The 16813-nt window shown below is 68.9% G+C and carries 11 protein-coding genes and 1 pseudogene; 1 reads left to right on the forward strand and 11 read right to left on the reverse strand.

Annotation, left to right across the window (positions count from 1 at the left end; all coding sequences use genetic code 11):
* Window positions 1-1231: 1231 nt before the first annotated feature.
* Window positions 1232-2206, reverse strand: a complete 975-nt coding sequence (locus tag HNQ58_RS03510; protein WP_183947412.1) for a transposase — start codon at window positions 2204-2206, stop codon at window positions 1232-1234.
* A 121-nt stretch (window positions 2207-2327) separates the two neighbouring features.
* Between HNQ58_RS03510 and HNQ58_RS03515 the strand changes: the two genes are divergently transcribed.
* On the forward strand, window positions 2328-2696 hold the full coding sequence (locus tag HNQ58_RS03515; protein WP_343057167.1) for a transposase: 369 nt from the start codon (window positions 2328-2330) through the stop codon (window positions 2694-2696).
* A 388-nt stretch (window positions 2697-3084) separates the two neighbouring features.
* Here HNQ58_RS03515 and tilS read toward each other — a convergent pair.
* The 10 genes and pseudogenes from tilS to bamA all read right to left on the reverse strand — a co-directional run.
* Window positions 3085-4473 (reverse strand): annotated as a pseudogene (tilS, locus tag HNQ58_RS03520) (tRNA lysidine(34) synthetase TilS); the annotation flags it as partial.
* 38 nt (window positions 4474-4511) lie between these two features.
* Complete coding sequence (locus HNQ58_RS03525) at window positions 4512-5471, reverse strand: acetyl-CoA carboxylase carboxyltransferase subunit alpha (protein WP_183947415.1); 960 nt, start codon at window positions 5469-5471, stop codon at window positions 4512-4514.
* A gap of 82 nt (window positions 5472-5553) precedes the next feature.
* Complete coding sequence (gene dnaE, locus HNQ58_RS03530) at window positions 5554-9078, reverse strand: DNA polymerase III subunit alpha (RefSeq protein WP_183947416.1); 3525 nt, start codon at window positions 9076-9078, stop codon at window positions 5554-5556.
* 82 nt (window positions 9079-9160) lie between these two features.
* Entirely contained in the window at window positions 9161-9751 is a 591-nt protein-coding gene (locus HNQ58_RS03535; protein WP_183947417.1) for a YkvA family protein, read from the reverse strand.
* Between the two features lie 231 nt (window positions 9752-9982).
* Window positions 9983-10681, reverse strand: coding sequence for a ribonuclease HII (rnhB, locus tag HNQ58_RS03540; protein ID WP_246416935.1), 699 nt, complete (start codon window positions 10679-10681; stop codon window positions 9983-9985).
* A complete protein-coding gene (lpxB, locus tag HNQ58_RS03545; RefSeq protein WP_183947418.1) occupies window positions 10668-11885 on the reverse strand; it encodes a lipid-A-disaccharide synthase in 1218 nt (405 codons plus the stop codon). The genes rnhB and lpxB overlap by 14 nt, the downstream gene beginning before the upstream one ends.
* Before the next feature lie 185 nt (window positions 11886-12070).
* Entirely contained in the window at window positions 12071-12844 is a 774-nt protein-coding gene (lpxA, locus tag HNQ58_RS03550) for an acyl-ACP--UDP-N-acetylglucosamine O-acyltransferase (RefSeq protein ID WP_183947419.1), read from the reverse strand.
* Window positions 12845-12846: 2 nt separating this feature from the next.
* Window positions 12847-13311 carry a 3-hydroxyacyl-ACP dehydratase FabZ gene (fabZ, locus tag HNQ58_RS03555; protein WP_183947420.1) on the reverse strand — a complete coding sequence of 155 codons (465 nt, stop codon included), beginning with the start codon at window positions 13309-13311 and terminating at the stop codon, window positions 12847-12849.
* Window positions 13308-14339, reverse strand: a complete 1032-nt coding sequence (lpxD, locus tag HNQ58_RS03560; RefSeq protein ID WP_183947421.1) for a UDP-3-O-(3-hydroxymyristoyl)glucosamine N-acyltransferase — start codon at window positions 14337-14339, stop codon at window positions 13308-13310. Before lpxD ends, fabZ begins: the two co-directional genes overlap by 4 nt.
* 26 nt (window positions 14340-14365) lie before the next feature.
* The gene (gene bamA, locus HNQ58_RS03565) at window positions 14366-16780 is read right to left on the reverse strand and encodes an outer membrane protein assembly factor BamA (protein WP_183947422.1); all 2415 of its coding nucleotides are present in this window, start codon (window positions 16778-16780) and stop codon (window positions 14366-14368) included.
* Window positions 16781-16813 lie beyond the last annotated feature (33 nt).

Here is a 16813-nt window from a genome sequence, read left to right on the forward strand (position 1 = left end):
GGCAACGACGGTGTGATTTTCCGGGGATTCGCGCAGTCGTCCAAGGGGGGCCAAGCCAAGCCCGCTGCGGAGTTCGTGCATTTTGCAGGGCCGACAGGGTAGCCACCATGCCGATGGCAAGTGTGCCGAAGATTACAATGCTTCTCATCTTGGAGAACCGCCTCGTTGAGTTTTAGTGTCGTTTTTCTGACTCGCGGGGCTGTCGGCCATGCCTGTGCTCGAGCCATCCGGCGCCTGATGCCCGGTTGGCGGCATCCCTGCCCGATGATGAGGGTCTTTCGCTACTGCTTGAGTCGCCCTCATGGGGCCCACGGTCCACTATTATCAGGCGTTCAATGTTGATGCGGTGTAAACGGCAACCGTCCATCGTCCATCCTGCTACGATTCCGACACGTCCTCCGCCCCCCGATTGCCTCGAACACGCTTCTGCGGGGCCTGCCCCCAAGGGGAGAGTCCGAGATGAAGCACAAGAAGATCGAGTTGGTGAAGGAGCGCGGCCGCTGGTCGGCGAGGCCCAGGCGTGATGCGCTGCTGAGGCTGCTGCGCGGCGAGGACCCGGCCACGGTGTCGCGGGGGAGAACGAGCGAGAACGAGGACACCAGCGAGAACGACCAGCGAGAACGAGGACGAGAACGAGGAAGGACGAGAACGAGAGGACGAGAACGAGGGACGAGAACGAGGGGACGAGAACGAGGACACCCAAGGAGAACGAGGACACCCAGGAGAACGAGGACACCCAAGATTCGTGCTGCCATGACAACGGTCGCCGGAGTTGGCTGCCTTCGCAGCGCTCGCAAGACCTGCCGGGTGAGTATGCTTGGCGAATCTGCGGCCAGGTCCAGGAACGGCGGCCGTCTCGCCTGATTCTAGAAAGGGAGGCGCGTGACCGCCTTCGGCTGCGCGTCGATCGGGGCGAGAACGAGGAGAACGAGGACACCCAAGATTCGATTAACGAGATTAAAGCGAGAACGAGGACACCCAAGATTCGCGAGCGCGAGCGGGGGGGGGGGAGAACGAGGACACCCAAGATTCGTGCCGCCATGACAACGGTCGCCGGAGTTGGCTGCCTTCGCAGCGCTCGCAAGACCTGCTGGGTGAGTATGCTCGGCGAATCTGCGGCCAGGTCCAGGAACGGCGGCCGTCTCGCCTGATTCTAGAAAGGTAGGTGCGTGACCGCCTTCGGCTGCGCGTCGATCGGTGCTCCGTGTGATCGGTGACGGCCCCGATCCTCTCAATGCACCCTGGCGCGCTCGAGCTTGCGCATGACGCCGGCCCCCTTGAGCCAGCACTGCCCCAGTTCTCGCGCCTTGGCCAGCAGGGCCTCGACGGCGCCGACGGCGCGCCAGTAGCGGGTCTCGATGCCGAACACTTGGTCCTGCCACTGGTCGCTGGGTATGCCCAGGTGCCTCAGCGCCGCCGGCGGACCGCCGACGATGGCCCCGCGCTTGTCGGCCCGGGCGATGCGTCCGGTCCAGTCGGTTAGCGCCAGGTACTCGGGTAGCGTCAGCGGCAAGCCTTCGGCCTTCACGCGTCCGGCGACCGGCAGCAGGGGCTGGTCGGCTTCGATGTCGCCGCAAATCAGGCGTTTGACCACCGAGGTGTATTCGGATGCCTCCAGACTCGGCGCAATGCCCGCCCGGATTGGATTGAGATCGACATAGGCCATGCAGGCCAGCACGGCCTGATCGTCGAGCAGGGCCTGGCACTTGAAGCGTCCCTCCCAGAAGCGCCCGGTGCAGCCGTCCTCGCGGTTGGCCCGGCGTGCGATGGGTTCGTTCAGGCAGCGCATGAACCAGGACACCGAGCCCAGGCGCTCGCGCAGCTCGGCAATGCGTTCGGGGTTGCCGGCGAGCATCTCGGCACGCAGCCGGGTGGCTTCCTCGTTCACCTGATCGCCCTCGCGCACCGGGAATAGGCGAGTCCAGCGTTCGGCGACCTCCTCGGCCGACCAGGCATGCGCCACGCCGGGATCGGCATACAGCACCACGTGCAGATGGTTGCTCATCACGGCGTAGGCGTAGAGGCCGACGGCGAAGCACTTGGCCAGTTCCAGCAGGCGCTCTTCCACCCAGGCCTTGCGGTGCTCGAAGGACTGGCCCGAGTGGGTGTCGAAGCCGCAGAGGAAGGCGCGGCGGACGCAGCGCGAGACGCAGTGGTAGAAGCCTGCGGTGGCGGGATCGACGATGTGGCGGCGCGGCTGGGTCATGCGCGCAGTCTGGCGCGCGCGGCTTGGGCTGTCAGTCGGTCTGGCTTGACGGATCGTGTAGGAAACGGCCTACACGGCCGGAAGGGCGGGACTGGGGACGGCGCCGCCGTAAAGATCATCGGTGTCCTGGAACACCTTGGAACACCCCCTAGATCATGGGTGTCCTGGAACACCTCCGACCTGGGAACAACCCACGGTCGAGGCGGCGCGGGCTCACGTGCAGGCGTGGCTGAACCATGTCAGCGACCACCTGCCGGGCCCGATGCTCGATTTCGCGCTGCTGGTCAAGGAGAAGCTCGAACCGATCATCCGCTATTGCCGGCACCCGATCACCAACGGCAAGGCCGAAGGCATCAACAGCCTGCTCATGGCGATCCAGCGCAGTGCCCGCGGCTTCCGCAGCCACGCCAGCTTCCGTATCGCCGCGCTGTTCCACTGTGGCGGGCTCGACCTCTACCCGGCAAATACCAATGCGCTAGTCAAGGCCTGATGGCCACGGAGAACCCGGAAGAACCCATTGAGCTTAAGAGAACTATTCACTTGTGGCCGTGTTGGGTGGGGCAACAAGACGCTTCATGTGCGGCCTAACTACGATTCGACGTCAATGTGGGGTGTAATCCGGGTGCCTATCCCGGGAGGGCGGGGTGTTGCCGGGTAGAAAATTCCCTGCACGAATCAACGCTGTCGCGTCGATGCGGGTGCCTGATCCGGGTGTCTGAATTCGCCATGGTTTCCCCAGCCATGGAGTCGGTGCTGGAACGCTACAAGGAGTCGGGCGGGTCGGCAACCGGGGGTGGGCGGCGGCGATGCCGATGCGGTTGCGGTTGCTCGACGCGGTGTGCGCAAGCGGTGCCGCAAGGCGGTTGTGTCCAGGTTTTCGCGCTGCGCCGCCATTGCAGGCGCAGGCCGTTGTCGCGCAGCCAGGTGGCGAGGCGGGTGGAGACGGCGAGGTCGCCGGCGGCCAGCAGTTCGCCGTCGGGCGCGAACAGCAGCGGCAGGCGCTCGCGCTCCCAGGGCGGGACGCCGAGATCCTGCAGGACGTGCTTGAGCGCGTGCGAGTGGTCGCGGCCGGGCAGCAGGATGCGCTCGCCGCCGCGGCGGCTGCGTACTGTCACCGGCATATCGAATCCGGTGCTCTTCGTGGGAGCGGATTCAGTCGCGACCGGGTCGCTTGCGAATGCTCCGGTCACGGCTGAAGCCGCGCCTGCCTGTGCATTGCAGTCCAGACGCAGCATGTCGCCGGTGGGCAGGGCCATCGGTGTGCGTCCATCCCACTCGACGATGAAGTCGTCCGGCAATGGCGCCACACACCATCCGGCGTGCAACAGCCCACGCCAGCGCCGGATCGTCGCGCCGGACCAGGTGAATGCGGCTTCGGCGTCGGCGCGGGCCGGGAGCAATTCGTGCTCGATGCTGTCGATGGCCTGGCCGGGCAGCGGCGGCAGGCCGAGTTCGCTGATCCAGCGTCGCAGCACACGCGCGCGGCGTGCTGTGGGTAGCGCGAGCAGCGCATCGGTGTGCAGCACCTGCGGGTCGGCCGTCTGCACCCGGGCGAGGCAGCGGGCGTCCTCGCTGTCGAGCAGATCGACGGTTTCGGCGCAGAGTCTGGCGCTGCGGGCCAGCGCGGCCCCGGCCTGTGGCCAGCGCTGGCGCAGTAGCGGCATCAGTTCGTTGCGCAGCCAACTGCGGTCGTGGCGCGGGTCGCGGTTGGCGGGGTCGTCGATGGCGTCCAGCGAATGCGCGGCCAGGTAGTCGCGCAGTGTGTCGCGCGGCAGGTCCAGCAGCGGCCGCCACAGCCAGCCGGGGCCGAAACGGCGCCACGGCCGCATCGCCGCCAGTCCGTCCGGACCGGAGGCGCGCAGGGCGCGCAGCAGAAAGGTTTCGGCCTGGTCGTCGCGGTGATGGGCCATGACGAGGATCTCGTCCGGCCGCATCGCCGCGGCCAGTGCCGCATGGCGCGCGGCGCGGGCGGCGGCTTCCAGGCCGTCGCCGCTGTCGCGCGCCACCGCGACGTGCAGGATGTCGCAGGGCACATCCCATCCGGCGCACAACGCGAGGCAGTGCCGGGCCCAGGCCGGCGAATCCGGATGCAGGCCGTGATCGACGTGCAATGCGCGCAGGCCGCGCTGGCGCGCGGCCGGCAGCCGTGCCAGCGCGTGCAGCAGGGCGAGCGAATCGGGGCCGCCGCTGAAGGCCACGCACAGCGCGCCGGCGGGTGTGGCGGCGAGCGCATCGGCAAGGTGCTGCGGGAGCGGCGGGACGGGCATCCCGCGATGCTAGCGGATCGGGCCGCCGCTGCGCCGGCTCAGGCCGATTCGTAAGCGCCGTAGCCGCGCAGGCGCTGGTAGCGGCGTTCGAGCAGCTCGTCGACGGGGACGTTCTGCAGCGCGTCCAGGTTCCTCAGCAGCGCGGCCTTGAGCCGCGTGGCCATCTCCTGCGGGTCGCGGTGGGCGCCGCCGAGCGGTTCGCGGATCACTTCGTCGATCAGGCCGAGTTCGAGCAGCCGTGGGGCGGTCAGGCCCAGGGCCTCGGCGGCGTCCTTGGCTTTGTCGGCCGACTTCCACAGGATCGAGGCGCAGCCTTCCGGCGAGATCACCGAGTAGGTGCTGTATTCGAGCATCAGGGTGCGGTCGCCGACGCCGATGGCGAGCGCGCCGCCGGAGCCGCCCTCGCCGATCACGGTGCAGACGATCGGGGTCTTGAGCTCGGCCATTTCGAGCAGGTTGCGGGCGATGGCCTCGGACTGGCCGCGCTCCTCGGCGCCGACGCCAGGGTAGGCGCCGGGGGTGTCGATGAAGGTCAGCAGCGGCAGGCCGAAACGCTCGGCCATCTTCATCAGCCGCAGCGCCTTGCGGTAGCCCTCCGGTCGCGGCATGCCGAAGTTGCGGCGGATCTTGGCCTTGGTGTCGCGGCCCTTCTGGTGGCCGATGATCATCACCGGGCGGCCGTCGATGCGGCCGATGCCGCCGACGATGGCGGGATCGTCGGCGTAGGCGCGGTCGCCGGCCAGCTCGTGGAACTCGTCGCAGATCAGCCGGATGTAGTCGTTGGTGTAGGGTCGGGCCGGATGGCGGGCGAGCTGGGAGATCTGCCACGGCGTCAGATTGCGGAAGATTTCCGCAGTGCGCGCCTTGAGCTTTTCCTGCAGGCGCTGGATCTCGTCCTCGATGTTGACCGCCGGGCCATGGCTGGCATGGCGCAGTTCCTGGATTTTGGCTTCCAGTTCGGCGATGGGTTGTTCGAAATCGAGGAAATTCGGATTCATGCGGGCAGGATACCGGCCGCCGGAAGAGGGCGGGAGTATAGCGGGGCTAGAGTGGCGACTCTAGAACACGAGGTGTGGATGCTCAGCTGCCAGGGCGCCCCAGCACCAGCCGTACGCGACTGACGCCGGGCAGGGCGCGCAGGACGCCGAGCAGCTCGGGGTCGGCGCGCACCGCGCTGTGGCCGTTGAGGTCGAGCGCGCCGCGCGCCTTGGGGGTGATCAGTTCCAGCCGCAGCGGGGTGCGGCCGGGGCGGTATTCGGCCAGCAGGCGCTCGAGACGGCCCAGGCCCGGATCCTCGCGCAGGTCGACCGTCAGCGCCAGGCCGCGGCCGTGCTCGGCGCACAGTTGGCGGAAGTCCCAGCACTGCTTGACCCGCAGCGAGAAGCCCCCGCTGAACTCGTCCTCGCGCAGGCCGCCCTCGATCACCAGGATGGCGTCGCGGGTCAGCAGCGGGGCGAAGTCGGTGAAGGCGTCGCCGAAGAAGGCGCATTCGAGCCGGCCGTGGCCGTCCTCGATCTGCACGAAGGCCTGTGTCTCGCCGCGCTTGCGCACGCCGGCGACCATGCCGGCCACGGTCACCTGCACTTCGTCGCGGTAGCCGCGCCGCTCGCCGTTGCCGCCGCGTCGCTCGGCCCAGACCCGGTCGAGGTCGCCGAGCGTGCAGCCGGTGAGCGAGAGCAGCTCGTTGCGGCAGGGGTCGAGCGGGTGGCCGCTGAGGTAGTGGCCAAGCGTCTCGCGCTCGCCGTCGAGGCGGCGCTTGAGCGGCCATTCGTCGGTCTCGGGCAGTTCGATGTGGATCTCGGGCGCGTCGGCGTCGCCGAACAGCGACACCTGGCCGGCCTCGCGCTCGCGGGCGAGCTGCTCGGTGGCGCGGAGTACCTCGGGCAATTGCAGCATCAGCGAGGCACGGTTGCGGCCGAGCGCGTCGAGTGCGCCGGCGTGGATCAGCGCTTCGAGCACGCGGCGGTTGAGCTTGCTGGAGTCCACGCGCTTGCAGAAGTCCAGCAGGTCGCGATACGGGCCGCCGCGCCGGCGCTCCTCGACGATCGCTTCGCAGGCGCCGCGGCCCACGCCCTTGATCGCGCCCAGGCCGTAGCGCACCACCTTCGGCTCGACCGCTTCGAACATGTAGGCCGAGGCGTTGACGTCCGGTGGCAGCACGGCGATGCCGAGCGCGCGCGTCTCGGCGAGGAAGTTGACCACCTTGTCGGTGTTGTCCATGTCCGACGATGCGGTCGCGGCCATGAACTCGGCGGGGTAGTGGGTCTTGAGCCAGGCGGTCTGGTAGGCGACCAGTGCGTAGGCGGCCGAGTGCGACTTGTTGAAGCCGTACTCGGCGAACTTCTCCATCAGGTCGAAGATGCCGGTGGCGACGGCCGCGTCGATGCCGCGCTCGGCACAGCCGGCTTCGAACTTGGCGCGCTCCTTGGCCATCTCCTCGGGCTTTTTCTTGCCCATGGCGCGGCGCAGCAGGTCGGCGCCGCCCAAGCTGTAGCCGGCCAGCACCTGCGCGATCTGCATCACCTGTTCCTGGTAGACGATGACGCCGTAGGTCGGCGCCAGTACCGGCTCCAGCAGGGGGTGCGGGTAGGTGACTTCGGCGATGCCGTGCTTGCGGTCGACCCAGTCGCGGTCCATCCCCGAGCCCAGTGGGCCGGGGCGGAACAGCGCGGCCAGCGCGATGATGTCCTCGAAGCGGTCGGGCCTGGCGCGCTTGAGCAGCTCGCGCATGCCGCGCGACTCGAACTGGAACACCGCGACGGTGTCGCCACGGGCGAACAGCTCGTAGGTCGCGGGGTCATCCAGCGGCAGCGCGGCGATGTCGAGCGGTTTGGCGCCTTCCCGCGCGCGGCGCGCGTTGATCGCCTTCACCGCCCAGTCGATGATCGTGAGCGTGCGCAGGCCGAGGAAGTCGAACTTCACCAGGCCGACCGCCTCGATGTCGTCCTTGTCGAACTGGGTGACCGGGTTGCGCCCACGGGTGCCGTCGCCGGCGTGTTCGGCGAACAGCGGGGCGAAGTCGGTCAGCGCGGCCGGCGCGATCACCACGCCGCCGGCGTGCTTGCCGGCGTTGCGGGTGAGGTCCTCCAGCTTGAGCGCCAGGTCGATGAGGTCGCGCACGTCCTCTTCGTCGTTGTAGCGCTGGATCAGCTCGGGCGAGGCCAGCTCCTGGTTCTTCGCCGCCGCCTCGGTGCGGCCGAGCGCGTCCTCCAGGCTGATGCCGAGCGTGTTCGGGATCAGCTTGGCGATGCCGTCGACGAAGCCGTAGGGGTGGCCGAGCACGCGGCCGCAGTCGCGCACCACGGCCTTGGCCGCCATGGTGCCGTAGGTGATGATCTGGCTGACCTTGTCGCGGCCGTACTTGCGGGCGACGTAGTCGATCACCTCGTCGCGGCGGTCCATGCAGAAGTCGATGTCGAAGTCCGGCATCGACACGCGCTCGGGGTTCAGGAAGCGCTCGAACAGCAGGTCGTAGGGGATCGGGTCGAGGTCGGTGATGCCCAGCGCCCAGGCGACCAGACTGCCGGCGCCGGAGCCGCGGCCGGGGCCGACCGGGATGCCGTTGTCCTTGGCCCAGTTGATGAAGTCGGCAACGATCAGGAAGTAGCCGGGAAAGCCCATCTTCACGATCACGTCCAGCTCGGTGTCGAGCCGGCGTGCGTAGTCTTCGCGGCTGTGGCCGGGCGCGAGCGGGTGCTTTTCCAGCCGCGCGGCCAGGCCCTGATGTGCCTGCGTACGGATCCAGCTGTCGAGGGTGTGGCCTTCGGGCACCGGGAAGTCGGGCAGATAGTAGGTGCCCAGCTTGAGTTCCAGGTTGCAGCGCTTGGCCAGCTCGACGGTGTTCTCCAGCGCCTCGGGCAGATCGGCGAACAGCTCGGCCATCTGCTCGGGCGACTTCAGGTACTGCTCGGCGCTGTACTCGCGCGGGCGCTTGGGATCGTCGAGCACGCGGCCGGTGGCGATGCACACCCGCGCCTCGTGCGCCTCGAAATCGTCGGGTGACAGGAAGCGCACGTCGTTGCTCGCCAGCAGGGGCAGGTCGTGGCGCGCGGCGAGCTCGATCGCGGCGGCGTTGAACGGTTCCTCACCGTTCCGGCCGGTGCGGGTGAGCTCCAGGTACAGGCGGTCGGGGAAGTGGCGCTTGAAGTCGGCGACAGTGCGCGCGGCCTGTTCGTCGCGGCCGGCGACGAGGTGCCGGCCGATCGGGCTGTCGCGCCCGGCCAGCGCGATCAGCCCGGTGCAGTCGGCGAACAGCCATTCCGGACGGATCGCCACGTAGTCGCCGTGATGGCCCTCCAGGTAGGCGCGCGACAACAGGCGCGACAGCGCGAGGTAGCCGTCGCGGTTCTGGCAGTACAGGGTGAGCCGCGCGGGCGGCTGGCCTTCGTCGGTCAGCCACAGGTCGGCGCCGGCGATCGGCTTGATGCCGGCGGCCTCGGCGGCCTTGAAGAACTTCACCAGCGCGAACAGGTTGCTCTGGTCGGTCAGCGCCACCGCCGGCATGCCCAGGGCCGCGCACCGCTTCACCAGCTCGCCGATGCGGATGGTGGAGTCGGTGAGCGAATACTCGCTGTGGAGGTGGAGATGGATGAAGCGGGGAGTCATGCCGGCGACCGCAGGTCAGCCGGCAGGGTAGCCCCGGGGGTGGGGGCGGACAAGGCTTGACAGGGGCGCCCGCAGGCCCTGCTCAATGCAGGCCGAACTGCACCGCTTCGGGGAAGTCCAGCGCCGCGCCCGCAGGTGCGTAGCGGCCGCGTGACGGAGTCGCCAGATAGCTGGCCAGCCGCGCCCGGCGCAGGGCGTCGCGCAGCAGCGCGTCGCGCGTCGCGTGCCATTGCCGACGGTCCAGCGGGCCGGCCTCGGGACAGGCCTCGCGCCAGGCGCGGTACTCGCGCCAGTCGCACCAGGTTTCCGCGCAGTCGGACAGCGCCATCGCCAGCACGATGGCGTCGTCGAGCAGGCCGAAGTGCGAAGCGTCGTCCGGGATCAGGTCCATCCGTTCGCAGAAATAGGCCAGCGCGCCGCTGAGGCGCGCGTGCTCGTGCGACGGGAGCGGCCAGCCCGGATCGATCAGCAGCGCCACCAGGTCGGGAATCGCGGCCAGCCGGTCGCGGCAGGCGGCCGGGGCGTCGAGCGGAATCGCCGCCTGCGCCGACAGCGCACGTGCCGCGAGCGCGCCCAGTGGCCGGTCGCGGCGGCGTTCGCACTGTTGCAGCCAGGCGTCACGGAAAGGCTGCAGGTCGGGGTCGTCGGGTTCGAAGTCGAAGTCGATGCGCATCGCAGTCTCCCGGGGTGGGGGATCGGTCGCCTCCTGCCGGCGGCACTGCACGGATCCGTCCCGGGCCTGTTCCGCGCTTGCGCCGGCCCTGGTGCGCCGCGGCAGCGTCGTCCTGCTCGGCGTTGCCTACTCTTTGATGCGCAAGGATGCGTCGAGGTCGCGCGGCGTGCGCGTGCCGCAAGTGGGACTGACCTTCGGCCCGGATGCGCCGGTGAGGTCGCAAGGGGCGGGTCAGTCGAACAGGCCGCGCGCCATCGCGCGCTTCACCGGGGCGAAGCTGCGGCGGTGCGCCGGGCAGGGGCCGAGCGCGTCCAGGCAGGCCAGGTGCTCGGGCGTGGGATAGCCCTTGTGGCGGGCGAAGCCGTAGCCGGGGTACTCGTCATCGAGCGCGAGCATCAGCCGGTCGCGCGCGACCTTGGCGAGTATCGAGGCCGCGCCGATGGCCGGTACGCGTGCGTCGCCGCCGACGATCGCTTCGGCCGGACAGGGCAGTCCGGGCGGAACGCGGTTGCCGTCGATCAGGGCGTGCGCGGCGGCCGGCGACAGCCCGGCGACGGCGCGGCGCATGCCTTCGAGCGTGGCGCGGAAGATGTTGAGACGGTCGATCTCCTCGGCCGCGACGATCTCGATGCGGTATGCCACTGCCCACTCGACGATCAACGGAAACAACGCCTCGCGCTGCGCCTCGCTCAGCCGTTTGGAGTCACCCAGTCCGTCGATGGGGCGCTGCGGGTCGAGGATGACCGCGGCGACCACCAGCGGCCCGGCCAGCGGGCCGCGGCCGGCTTCGTCGACGCCGGCGGTGCCTGGGACCGGGGCTGGATGGGTGGGAGTGGGAATCGTCGCCGTGTCCTGCGGCGCGCGCCGGGTGTCGTGGTCGCGCGGCAGCGGCGGATTGCCAGCCATGGCGCGGGTCTTACGATGTCCCATTTCCGGTTTCCGATTTCCGACTGTGGAGCAACTCCACCACCGCATCGGCCGCCCGCGCCGACGCGTTGCGGCGCAGCATCTCGTGCAGGGCACGGAAGCGGGGGGCGAGGGCGTCGATCGCCTGCGGGTGGCGGAACCAGTGCAGCAGCGTGGCGGCGATGTTTTCCGGGGTGCAGTCACGCTGCATCAGTTCGGGCACGACGGCTTCGCCGGCCAGGGCGTTGGGCAGGCTGTAGCGGTCGGTCTTGAGCAGTCCGAAGGTCCGCACGATCCAGTGCGTGAGCGGTGCGATGCGGTAGGCCACCACCATCGGCCGCTTGGCCAGCATCGCTTCGAGCGCGGCGGTGCCCGAGGCCAGCAGCACCACGTCGGCGGCGATCATCGCTTCGTGCGCGCGGCCGTCGAGGAGGTCGGCGAAGTTGCCGCCGTTGACCGCGGCGAAGGCCTCGCGGCAGTACTCGTTGGCCATCGGCGCGACCACGCGCAGGCCAGGCACGTGCGGCCACAGTTCGCCCAAGGCCTCGACGAAGATGCGGCCCAGGCGCTGCACCTCGCCGACCCGCGAGCCGGGCAGCACGGCGATGACCGGGACGTCGTGGGGCAGGCCGAGTGCGTCGCGGGCGGCCGCGCGGTCGGGAACGAGCGGAAACGCATCGGCGAGCGGGTGGCCGACGAAGCGCGCATCGACGCCGTGGCGGGCATAGATCGGCGGCTCCATCGGAAACAGGCACAGCACGCGGTCGGCGCTGCGGCCGATCTTTTCCGCGCGCTTTTCGCGCCAGGCCCACACCGAGGGGCTGACGTAGTGCACCGTGCGGATGCTGGCACGCTTGAGGCGCTTCTCGATGCCGAGATTGAAGTCGGGGGCGTCGATGCCGATGAACACATCCGGTTTCCAGGCGAGCAGGCGTCCGACCAGACGGCGGCGCAGCCGCAGCAGGCGGGGCAGGTGGCGCAGCACCTCGGCCAGCCCCATCACCGCCAGTTCGCTGCAGTCGTGCCAGGCGTCGAGCCCGGCCGCGCGCATGCGCGCGCCGCCGATGCCGGCGAACTCGGCATCCGGCAGACGCTCGCGCAGTTCCTGGATCAGTCCGGCGCCGAGCAGATCCCCGGAGGCTTCGCCGGCGACCAGCGCGATGCGCTTGCGGCCGTGGCCAGGGGCTCGGGATCCGGGGCTCGAAGAAACGGCGGGAGGCGTCGTCATGGCTGTCGATATTGCCTCGCGTGGGGATGGGGCGTCGTTTCCGGGGCGGCTGGCATCCGGCGCGTGGCCGGCGCCGTTTTTCTCGCGAAAGCCGAAGCGGAAAGCAATCTGGATCCCGGTTTGCCCGGGGATGCCGATGCTTTGTTGCTCTCTGCCGGGTCCCGGGTCGGGTCCCGGTTTCCGCTTTACCGCAACAATCCCCGCTCGGCGGTGTCGATGAAATCCAGCATCGCCTTCACGTCCGGCGCGTCGTCCGCCATGGCCGCGAGTTGCGCGCGGACCTCGGCGAGGGGTTGACCCGACAGATACAGCGCACGGTAGGCGCGCTTGATCGCGCCGATCCGCTCCGGCGAAAAGCCGCGCCGCTTCAGCCCCTCGGCATTGATGCCGCGCGGACGGCCGTAGCCCTCCTGGGCGACCATCACGAACGGCGGCACGTCGCCGTTGACGAAGGCGCCCATGCCGATGAAGGCGTGGGCGCCGATGCGGCAGAACTGGTGCACGCCGGCGAAGCCGCTGAGGATGACGTGGTCGCCCACCGTGACATGGCCGGCGAGGGTGGCGTTGTTGGAGAACACGCAGTGGTTGCCGACCTGGCAGTCGTGCGCGATGTGGGTGTAGGCCAGCAGCCAGTTGTCGTCGCCGACGCGGGTGACGCCGCCGCCGTTGCCGGTGCCGCGGTTGATGGTGACGTATTCGCGGATGGTGTTGCGGTCGCCGATTTCCAGGGTCACCCGCTCGCCGGCGTATTTCTTGTCCTGCGGCTCGCCACCGATGGCGGCGAACGCGTGGATGCGGCAATCGCGGCCGATCCGGGTCGGGCCATCGATCACGACATGGCTGGCCAGTACTGTGCCGTCGCCGATCTCGACCTCCGCCCCGACCACGCAATAGGCGCCGATCCGGACGTTCTCGCCGATCCGGGCCGCAGGGTCGATCTGGGCGGTGGGATGGATCATGGTCAGTTCCTGGCCTCGGCGCAGAGGATCTCGGCGCTGGCGACTTCCTCGCCGTCGACCAGCGCCTGGCACTCGTACAGCGCCATGTTGCGGATCTGGCGCTTGAGCTCGACCATGAGATCGAGGCGGTCGCCCGGGACCACCATGCGCGAGAAGCGCGCCTTGTCGACCTTGACCAGGTAGAACAGCTTGTCGCGCTTGTCCGCGCCACTGGCCAGCGAGAGCTGGGTGAGCAGGCCGCCTGCCTGGGCCAGCGCCTCGATCACCAGCACGCCGGGCATCACCGGACGGCCGGGAAAGTGGCCCTGGAAGAACGGCTCGTTGACGGAGACGTTCTTGACCGCGTGGATGCGCACGTTCGGTTCGAGCGCGATCACGCGGTCGACCAGCAGGAACGGATAGCGGTGGGGCAGCAGTTCCTGGATGCGGATCACGTCCACGGGCAGCGAGACGGGGGCGTCGTTCATTCTCGGTCGGTCCTTGGCAAAACGGCTTTGAGGCGGCGCGCGAGTTCGTCCAGATGCTTGAAGCGCGCGGCGTTCTTGCGCCACGAGCGATTGTCCTGCAACGGCGTGCCGGAGGAATACTCGCCCGGGACGTGGATGGAATGGGTGACCAGGGTCATGGCGGTGACCACGACCCGGTCGCACAGTTCGATGTGGCCGGCGATGCCGGCGCCGCCGCCGATCAGGCAGTGGCGGCCTATTTTCGCCGATCCGGCGACCGCCGCGCAGCCGGCCATGGCGGTGTGGGCGCCGATGTGGACGTTGTGGCCGATCTGGATCTGATTGTCCAGGCGCACGTCTTCTTCGAGCACGGTGTCCTCGATGGCGCCGCGGTCGATGGTGGTGTTGGCGCCGATCTCGCAGTCGTCGCCGATGGTCACGCCGCCCAACTGCGGCACTTTCAGCCAGCGGCCGGCCTCCATGGCCAGGCCGAAGCCGTCGGCGCCGAGCACGGCGCCGGGATGCACCAGCACCCGGCGGCCCAGCCGCACGCGGGCGACCAGGGTGACACGGGCGACCAGCTCCGAGCCCTCGCCGACCACGCAGTCCTCACCGACCACGCAGCCCGGGCCGAGTACGGCGCCGCGCTCGACGCGGCTGCGCGCGCCGATGCTGACGAAGGGGCCGATGTGGGCTTCGGCGGCGATTTCGGCGCTGGGGTCGATCACGGCACTGGGATGGATGCCGGCCGGCCGCGACGGCCGGATTTCGAACAGTGCAGCGATGCGGGCGAAGGCCGCGTAGGGGTCACGGGCGACCAGGCAGGCCACCGGACAGGCGTCCGCGTCGGCGGCGCGCAGCACCACCGCGCCGGCGGCGGTGGCGGCCAGATGTTTGCGGTACTGGGGATTGGCGAGGAAGGCGATGCGGTCGGCGCCGGCACGGGCGAGCGTGGCCACACCGGCGATCGGTGTCGCCGGGTCTCCGCGGAGGGCGAGATCGAAGCGCGCCGCGATCTCGCCCAGCGTGTAGGTCCTGCGGCCCGTCATGAGCGGCGTCCCCTCGCCGGATCGGGTCAGAACACGGTGCCGAACGTGAACTGCAGACGCTCCAGGCGGTCACCGTCCTTCTTCCGGATCGGATAGGCGTAGCTGATGATGATCGGACCGATCGGCGCCTGCCACTGCAGGGCCATGCCCACCGATGCGCGCAGGTCGCCGCTGTCGAACTCGCGTGTGTTGCGGAACACGTTGCCGACGTCGAGGAAGGCCGAGACCCGGGCCGCATCGGTGTCGAACAGGGTCGGGAAGATCAGCTCGACGCCGCCCACGGTCTTGAACGAACCGCCGATCGACTGGCAGCGGGTGGACAGCGGCGAGGCGAACTCGCAGGGGCCGAGCGTGTTGTCCTCGAAGCCGCGCACCGAGCGGGTGCCGCCGGCGTAGAAGTTCTCGAAGAACGGCAGGTCGAAGCCCTTGGTGTTGCCGTAGCCGCGGCCCCAGCCGATATCGGCGTTGGTGTTGAGCACCAGCGCGCGCGAGATCGGCCAGTAGCGCGAGTACTGGTAGGAGAGCTTCCAGTACTCCAGATCCGAGCCGGGCAGCGCGATCTCGGCGCCGAGGCGCTGGACGGTGCCGCGGGTCGGCACGAAGAAGTGGTTGCGCGAATCGCGCGACCAGAACAGTTCCGAGCGCCAGGCGTTGACGCGCCACTTGCGGTTGTTGCCGGGCGTTTCCACGCACGGGGCATCCGGATCTTCTTCGTCGGCGAGGCAGAAGACCGGGAAGCGGGCGCGGTCGCCCATGGTGTCGACCATGTACTGGATCAGGCTCGGCGGCGTGAGGCCGTCGACAGTGGTGATGTCGTTGCGGTCGATGCCGATGCTCAGGCCGACGCTGTCGGTCTCGGTGATCGGCAGGCCGAACACCGCCTGCACCGCGCCGTTGTCGGTGGTGAACTGGGCGACGTTGAAGTCGCCGCGGTTGAACTCGCTGTAGCGGACGTTGTAGCCGACCGAGATGCCTTCGTCGGTGAAGTACGGGTCGAAGTACGAGAAGTCGAAACGGCGCGAGTAGGCGTTGTTCTGGACTGCGACGGCGATCCGGTTGCCGGTGCCGAGGAAGTTGTCCTGGCTGAGCTGCACCGAGGTGATCAGGCCGGCAAGTTGCGAGTAGCCGAGGCCGAAGCTGAGCTGGCCGGACTGGCGCTCCTTGACGTTGACGACCACGTCGACCTGGTCGGCCGTGCCCGGGACTTCCGGGGTCTCGATGTCCACCGTCTCGAAGAAGCCCAGGCGCTGCAGGCGCACCTTGGAGCGGTCGATCGCGGCCTGCGAGTACCAGCTGGACTCGAACTGGCGCATCTCGCGGCGCAGCACCTCGTCCGAGGTGCGGTTGTTGCCGCGGAACACGATGCGGCGGACCTGCACGCGCTGGCCCGGCTCGACGAACATCCTGATCGCGATGGTGCGGTTCTCGCGGTCGACCTCGGGGATCGGCGTGACTCGGGCGAAGGCGTAGCCGATGTTGCTGAGCACGTTGACGATCGCGTCGGAGCTGAATTCGATCAGGCCGCGCGAGAAGGTCATGCCCGGCTGCAGGAAGACCAGCTTGGAGATCTCCTCGTGCGGCAGGATGGTCTCGCCGGTGACCTCGATCGAGGACACCGTGTAGACCTCGCCCTCGGTGATGTTGGCGACGATGAACATGTCGCGGTTGTCGGGGCTGATCGAGACCTGGGTGGACTCGACGTTGAAGTCGACGTAGCCGCGATCCAGGTAGAAGGAGTTGAGCTTCTCCAGGTCGCCGGAGAGCTTCTCGCGCGAGTACTGGTCGTCGCGGCGGTACCAGCTCAGCCAGTTGCTGGTGTTGGACTCCCATCCCTTGCGGATCTCGTCCTGCTCGAAATTCCGGTTGCCGACGATGTTGATGTGGCGGATGCGCGCGGCCTTGCCTTCCTTGATGTCGATGGTGATGTCGACGCGGTTGCGGTCGAGCTGGGTCACACTCGGCCGGATCGAGACGTTGTACTTGCCGCGGTTGTTGTACTGACGGGTGAGTTCCTGGGTGACGCGCTCGAGATTGAGGCGGTCGAAGGTCTCGCCCTCGGCCAGACCGATGTCGCGCAGTCCCCGCATCAGATCGTCGGTCTTGATGTCCTTGTTGCCGACCAGGGTGATCTTGTTGATCGCCGGCCGCTCCTCGACGGTGATGACGAGGATGTCGCCCTGGCGATCGAGCCGCACGTCGTTGAAGAAGCCGGTGCGGAACAGCGCGCGGATGGCGACGCCGGCGCGGTTGCGGTCCATCAGGTCGCCGCGCTCGACCGGCAGGTACGAGAACACCGTACCCGCGGTGATGCGCTGCAGGCCTTCGACGCGGATGTCCGCGACGGTGAACGGTTCGAACTGCTGGGCCGACGCCGGCTGGGCGACGGCAAGGGCGGAGGCGAGGGCGAGTGAGAGCAGGCGGGGAGCGGCGATACGCGTCATCCGTCACGTCCAGTTGGTCGGAGCGCGGCGCGC

Source organism: Rehaibacterium terrae, assembly GCF_014202935.1.
GTDB lineage: Bacteria > Pseudomonadota > Gammaproteobacteria > Xanthomonadales > Xanthomonadaceae > Rehaibacterium > Rehaibacterium terrae.

Excerpts from the sequence above, each read along its gene's own strand:
- HNQ58_RS03510 (WP_183947412.1), bottom strand. The coding sequence starts at position 2,206 with ATGACCCAGCCGCGCCGCCACATCGTCGATCCCGCCACCGCAGGCTTC.
- HNQ58_RS03525 (WP_183947415.1), bottom strand. The coding sequence starts at position 5,471 with ATGAATCCGAATTTCCTCGATTTCGAACAACCCATCGCCGAACTGGAA.
- dnaE (WP_183947416.1), bottom strand. The coding sequence starts at position 9,078 with ATGACTCCCCGCTTCATCCATCTCCACCTCCACAGCGAGTATTCGCTC.
- HNQ58_RS03535 (WP_183947417.1), bottom strand. The coding sequence starts at position 9,751 with ATGCGCATCGACTTCGACTTCGAACCCGACGACCCCGACCTGCAGCCT.
- rnhB (WP_246416935.1), bottom strand. The coding sequence starts at position 10,681 with ATGGGACATCGTAAGACCCGCGCCATGGCTGGCAATCCGCCGCTGCCG.
- lpxB (WP_183947418.1), bottom strand. The coding sequence starts at position 11,885 with ATGACGACGCCTCCCGCCGTTTCTTCGAGCCCCGGATCCCGAGCCCCT.
- lpxA (WP_183947419.1), bottom strand. The coding sequence starts at position 12,844 with ATGATCCATCCCACCGCCCAGATCGACCCTGCGGCCCGGATCGGCGAG.
- fabZ (WP_183947420.1), bottom strand. The coding sequence starts at position 13,311 with ATGAACGACGCCCCCGTCTCGCTGCCCGTGGACGTGATCCGCATCCAG.
- lpxD (WP_183947421.1), bottom strand. The coding sequence starts at position 14,339 with ATGACGGGCCGCAGGACCTACACGCTGGGCGAGATCGCGGCGCGCTTC.
- bamA (WP_183947422.1), bottom strand. The coding sequence starts at position 16,780 with ATGACGCGTATCGCCGCTCCCCGCCTGCTCTCACTCGCCCTCGCCTCC.